The sequence below is a fragment of the Pseudomonas sp. MD195_PC81_125 genome (assembly GCF_014060985.1).
Lineage (GTDB): Bacteria > Pseudomonadota > Gammaproteobacteria > Pseudomonadales > Pseudomonadaceae > Aquipseudomonas > Aquipseudomonas parakoreensis.
This window is the reverse complement of record NZ_JABULD010000334.1, coordinates 1-5,583: the sequence shown is the minus strand read 5'-3', so window position 1 is coordinate 5,583 and position 5,583 is coordinate 1. Positions and strand designations below refer to the sequence as shown.

At 59.3% G+C, this 5,583-nt stretch carries 6 protein-coding genes; 4 read left to right on the top strand and 2 right to left on the bottom strand.

All coding sequences use genetic code 11. The features are described 5' to 3' along the window. Positions 1-44: 44 nt before the first annotated feature. On the bottom strand, positions 45-608 hold the full coding sequence (locus tag HT737_RS13830) for a transporter substrate-binding domain-containing protein (protein WP_182402911.1): 564 nt from the start codon (positions 606-608) through the stop codon (positions 45-47). Positions 609-743: 135 nt separating this feature from the next. On the opposite strand from HT737_RS13830, the gene HT737_RS13825 reads away from it, so the two are divergent. Further along, positions 744-1,169, top strand: a complete 426-nt coding sequence (locus tag HT737_RS13825; protein ID WP_041072147.1) for a DUF4399 domain-containing protein — start codon at positions 744-746, stop codon at positions 1,167-1,169. Between the two features lie 62 nt (positions 1,170-1,231). Here the strand turns inward: HT737_RS13825 and serA are convergent, their stop codons facing one another. Continuing rightward, positions 1,232-2,461 (bottom strand): phosphoglycerate dehydrogenase, encoded by a 1,230-nt coding sequence (serA, locus tag HT737_RS13820; protein ID WP_003229219.1) that lies wholly within the window; start codon positions 2,459-2,461, stop codon positions 1,232-1,234. Between the two features lie 204 nt (positions 2,462-2,665). Between serA and HT737_RS13815 the strand changes: the two genes are divergently transcribed. The 3 genes from HT737_RS13815 to HT737_RS13805 form a co-directional block, all read left to right on the top strand. Beyond that, a complete protein-coding gene (locus HT737_RS13815; protein WP_182402908.1) occupies positions 2,666-4,060 on the top strand; it encodes an FAD-binding oxidoreductase in 1,395 nt (464 codons plus the stop codon). Positions 4,061-4,099: 39 nt separating this feature from the next. Continuing rightward, entirely contained in the window at positions 4,100-4,765 is a 666-nt protein-coding gene (locus HT737_RS13810; protein WP_027610530.1) for a fumarylacetoacetate hydrolase family protein, read from the top strand. Positions 4,766-5,071: 306 nt separating this feature from the next. Continuing rightward, positions 5,072-5,583, top strand: a 512-nt coding sequence (locus HT737_RS13805) for an SdiA-regulated domain-containing protein (protein WP_182402906.1), incomplete at its 3' end; no start/stop codon positions are given.

The window sequence follows — 5,583 nt, the reverse complement described above, 5'->3', positions numbered from 1 at the left end:
ATCTTCAAAATCAAGATCAAAAAGATCGCAGCCTGCGGCAGCTCCTATGGTTCGGTGAACCACTTCGCGGACAACGCCGCCAACCGCCCATCGGCCTTGATCCGCTGCAACGCACCTTCCAGGCTGGCGTGGAACGCCGGATTACCCTTCTGAAACGGAATCGCCAGCTCCACCGGGGTCGCTTTCGGCTTCTCTTCGGTCAGCGCCTGCACCAGCACCATTGGCCGCGGCTGCTCATCTTTCTTCGCCCACAACTGCGAATCGACCTTGCCGTAAGACTCGCTGACGTCGAAACGATCCTTGAGTTCAGGTGTCAGTGCTATGTGGTTGAGCGCGACGTCGTACTTGCCGCTTTCAACGCCCTGGAGCAGGTCGGCTTCGTCGGTGACGATGAAGTCGGCGCGTACATCCAGCTCGTTGGCCAGCAGTTGCCCAAGCTCGACCTCGAACCCCGTGAGTGTGTCGCCTTCCTTGAAATTGAAGGGCGGTGTATTAGCCTCAAGGGCGATGCGCAACTCGCCACGGTCGTTGATGTCATCAATCAGTTCGGCGTGAGCCAGTGGGCTCAAAAGGGGTAGCAGGCAGATCAGGCCAGGCAGAAGGCGCATGGTCACTCCTTTGAAATCATTATTGCGATGCTCTGAGTCAGGCTCGCTTTGCTATGGTTGTCGAGTGCCTTCGACAACGAATGGTCATGAAGTTGTCATGACCGCGCGGATTTTACGGAAAAACTGGAGAAGAGAATGAAAACGTTTATGTCACGAGCAGCCTTGGCTGGCCTGTTGATGGGTGTTTCAGTGCTGGCCAGTGCAGCGACCCCGGCGCCTAAAGGTGCCGAAGTGTTCATCGTTTCTCCCGAAGACGGGGCCACGGTTTCTCAGGAGTTCAAGGTCAAGTTCGGGGTCAAGGACGTTGCGCTGGCACCGGCCGGTGACGTTACCAAGAATACCGGTCACCATCACCTGCTGATCGACGTCGACCAAATGCCGGCGGCGGGTGCACCGATTCCGAATGACGCCAATCACATGCACTTCGGCAAGGCGCAGACCGAGGCCACGATCAAACTGGCCCCGGGCAAGCACACCTTGCAGCTGGAGCTGGGCGACAGCGGCCACATGCCGTTCGATCCGCCGATCGTGTCGAAGAAAATCACCGTCAACGTCAAATAAGTTTTCGGCGTTGCATGAAAAAGGGAGCCCGAAGGCTCCCTTTTTCATTGCTCGGCGTTCGATCAGAACAGCACGCGGCTACGGATGGTGCCGTTGACGTGTTGCAGCTTCTCTTGCGCCAGCTCCGAGTACTCGGCGTCGACGTCGATCACCACGTAACCGACTTTCTCGTTGGTCTGCAGGAACTGACCGGAGATGTTGATGCCATTTTCGGCGAAGACCTTGTTGATCTCGCTCATCACACCCGGAATGTTCTCGTGGATGTGCAGCAGACGGTGCTTGCCAGGGTGAGCCGGCAGGGCCACTTCCGGGAAGTTCACCGACGACACCGAAGTACCGTTGTCGCTGTACTTGACCAGTTTCTCCGCCACTTCCAGACCGATGTTGGCCTGGGCTTCGGCAGTCGAACCACCGATGTGCGGGGTCAGGATCACGTTGTCCAGACCACGCAGCGGGCTTTCGAACTCTTCGTCGTTGGAGCGTGGCTCCACCGGGAACACGTCGATGGCCGCGCCGATCAGGTGCTTGTCCTTGATCGCGTCCGCCAGGGCGTCCAGCTCGACCACGGTACCGCGCGCCGCGTTGATCAGGATGCCGCCCTTCTTGATGGCGCGGATTTCCTTCTCGCCGATCATCCACTGGGTCGCAGCGGTTTCCGGAACGTGCAGGGTGACGATGTCGGACATGCCCAGCAGCTCGTGCAGGTTGCCGACCTGAGTGGCGTTGCCCAGCGGCAGCTTGGTCACGGTGTCGTAGAAGAACACCTGCATCCCTAAGCCTTCCGCCAGAACCGACAGCTGCGTACCGATCGAGCCGTAGCCGACGATGCCCAGTTTCTTGCCACGGATCTCGAAGGAGTTGGCTGCGGACTTGATCCAGCCGCCACGGTGGCAGGACGCGTTTTTCTCAGGGATGCCGCGCAGCAGCAGGATCGCTTCGGCCAGCACCAGTTCCGCGACGGAACGGGTGTTGGAGTACGGCGCGTTGAACACGGCGATACCGCGCTCGCGGGCAGCACTCAGGTCGACCTGGTTGGTGCCGATGCAGAAACAGCCGACCGCGACCAGCTTCTTCGCGTGATCGAAGATCTCTTCGGTCAGTTGGGTGCGCGAACGAATGCCGATGAAGTGAGCGTCAGCGATCTTTTCCTTGAGCTCGGCTTCCGGCAAGGAGCCTGTCAGGTATTCGATGCTGGTGTAGCCCGCCGCCTTGAGGACGTCGACAGCCGATTGGTGGACGCCTTCGAGAAGAAGGAACTTGATCTTGCTCTTATCGAGAGAAGTCTTGCTCATCTGCGTAAACCTGTATCCCGGAGAAAAATGGCAGGAAATGGTCAACAGACATTGACCTGGACGACAAGAAAGCCGTCACCGCAGAACTGGCCTTGGGCACTGGCCTGCGGGGTCGGTATGCTAGCATAGCCACCCCGCGAAACACTCATTCCTGCGACGTGAAGCGTCTTCAGGATGACCATGAATTGTTCGAGAGTTCTGTCGATGACCAATCCTGCCCTGATTGATGAACTGAAGACCCTGGTCGAGCCTGGCAAGGTCCTGACCGACGCCGACTCCCTGAATGCGTACGGCAAGGATTGGACCAAGCACTTCGCGCCCGCGCCAAGCGCCATCGTGTTTCCCAAGACCATCGAGCAGGTGCAGGCCGTCGTCCGCTGGGCCAATACCCACAAAGTGGCGCTGGTGCCATCCGGCGGGCGCACCGGGCTGTCCGCCGCCGCCGTCGCCGCGAATGGCGAAGTGGTGGTGTCGTTCGACTACATGAGCCAGATTCTCGACGTGAACCTCACCGATCGCACCGCCGTCTGCCAGCCCGGCGTGGTCACCGAACACCTGCAAAACGTCGCCGAAGAAAACGGCCTGTATTACCCGGTGGATTTCGCGTCGGCCGGTTCCAGTCAGATTGGCGGCAATATCGGCACCAATGCCGGCGGAATCAAGGTGATTCGCTACGGCATGACCCGTAACTGGGTCGCCGGCCTGAAAGTGGTCACCGGCAAGGGCGATGTGCTGGAGCTGAATAAAGACCTGATCAAGAACGCCACCGGTTACGACCTGCGCCAGCTGTTCATCGGCGCCGAGGGCACCTTGGGTTTTGTGGTCGAAGCGACCATGCGTCTGGATCGTGCGCCGAAAAACCTCACCGCGATGGTCCTCGGCACCGCTGATTTCGATTCGATCATGCCGGTGCTGCACGCCTTTCAGGGCAAGCTTGACCTGACCGCGTTCGAATTCTTCTCTGACAAGGCCCTGGCCAAAGTGCTGGGCCGTGGCGACGTACCGGCGCCGTTCGACACCGAGTGCCCGTTCTATGCGTTGCTGGAATTCGAAGCAACCAGCGAAGAAGTGGCCAACACCGCGCTGGAAACCTTCGAACACTGCGTCGAGCAGGGCTGGGTGCTGGACGGCGTGATGAGCCAGAGCGAAACCCAGCTGCACAACCTGTGGAAGCTGCGCGAGTACATTTCCGAAACCATCTCGCACTGGACGCCGTACAAGAACGACATCTCGGTCACTGTGTCGAAAGTCCCGGCATTCCTGCAGGAAATCGACGCGATCGTCGGTGAACATTACCCGGACTTCGAAATCGTCTGGTTCGGCCACATCGGCGACGGCAACCTGCACCTGAACATCCTCAAGCCGGATAACCTGAGCAAGGACGAGTTCTTCGCCAAGTGTGCGACCGTCAACAAGTGGGTGTTCGAAACCGTCGAGAAATACAACGGTTCGATCTCCGCCGAACACGGCGTGGGCATGACCAAGCGCGACTACTTGACGTACAGCCGTTCGCCGGTCGAAATCGAGTACATGAAAGCGGTCAAAGCGGTGTTCGACCCGAACGGCATCATGAACCCGGGCAAGATCTTCGCGGTTTGATTGGCAATCCCCTGAATCAATGAAGGCAGGAGTCGGTAAATGAGCTATCAGCACCAGTACGTCGACGGCACGCGCATTCACTTCCCGATCGGGAAAGTGGTGTGCATTGGCCGTAATTACGCCGAACACGCCAAGGAACTGGACAATCCGGTGCCTACCGAACCGTTGCTGTTCATCAAGCCGGGCAGTTGCGTGGTGCCGCTGGAAGGCGGGTTCAGCATTCCGACCGAGCGCGGCTCGGTGCACTACGAAGCGGAAATCGCCGTGTTGATCGGCAAGCCGCTGTCGACCAAGCCGAGCCGCGAAGAAGTGCTGGATGCGATCTCCGGCTTTGCTCCGGCGCTGGATTTGACCCTGCGCGACAAGCAGGCCGAGCTCAAGTCCAAGGGCCTGCCATGGGAAATCGCCAAGTCGTTCGATGGCGCGGCGGTGATCGCGCCGTTCGTGGTCGGCAGCACGTTCCCAGACCTGACCGACATTGGCATTCGCCTGACCATCAACGGTGAAGTGCGTCAGGACGGCAACAGCAGCGCGATGCTCAATCCGATCGTGCCGATGATCCAGCACATGGCTGGCTGCTTTTCGCTGCAGGCCGGCGACGTGATCCTCACCGGCACACCAGTGGGCGTCGGCCCGCTGAACGTCGGCGACGACATCGTGCTGGAACTGGTTGGTGCGAGCAGCTTCAGCAGCAGCGTGCGCTGACCGAACGCATCCGATACACAGCAACTGTGGCGAGGGAGCTTGCTCCCGCTGGACTGCGCAGCAGGCCCCCTTGAAAAGCAGGGTCGCTTCGCGCCCCAGCGGGAGCAAGCTCCCTCGCCACAATGAATCCCTCACAACAGGGCTCACTCCCACACTGGTTATGTTTCGCGGCTCGCAAAGCCGCACGGCAATCCCGCCATTTGCCGTTTTTTTCACATTCTGTCCGGATAATTCTTCTCATTCTGGCGTCTGAGCCGGCCTCTTTGTGCTATTACCCATAGCCTGAATTTTCGGAACGCGTCCCTGATGTCAGCTCAAACACAGCTCAATCCTCCTCGTCGCTCACGTTTTGCCCTGCGCTGGTATGTCTGGCTGTTGCTGGTGCTTGCCGCTGTGTATGGCCTGGCGTTTGCCATGCATTGGGACGACCGTGGCCTGCTCTGGTTGCGCGAGCGTTTCGAAAGCCAGGCCGAGCAGAAAGCGAGCATCTGGTTGCCGGACTATCGTGTGGTCATCGACGGTAAATTGCTGCCGGGCATGGAAAAGGACGAGGCCTCTGACCTGTCCTACAACCCGCAGACCAAAACCCTGTTTTCAGTGATGGGCAAGAACCCGTTCCTGGTCGAACTGACCCTGCAGGGTGATGTGCTGCGCAAGATGCCGCTGGTGGGCTGGAGCAATCCGGAAGGCGTGACCGTGTTGCAAAACGGCCTGATGGCGATCGTCGATGAGCGCGAACACCTGCTCTCCATCGTCAAGGTCGATGCCGAAACCCGCGAACTGCAGCGCGACCAATTCCCGAAATACGACCTGGGCCC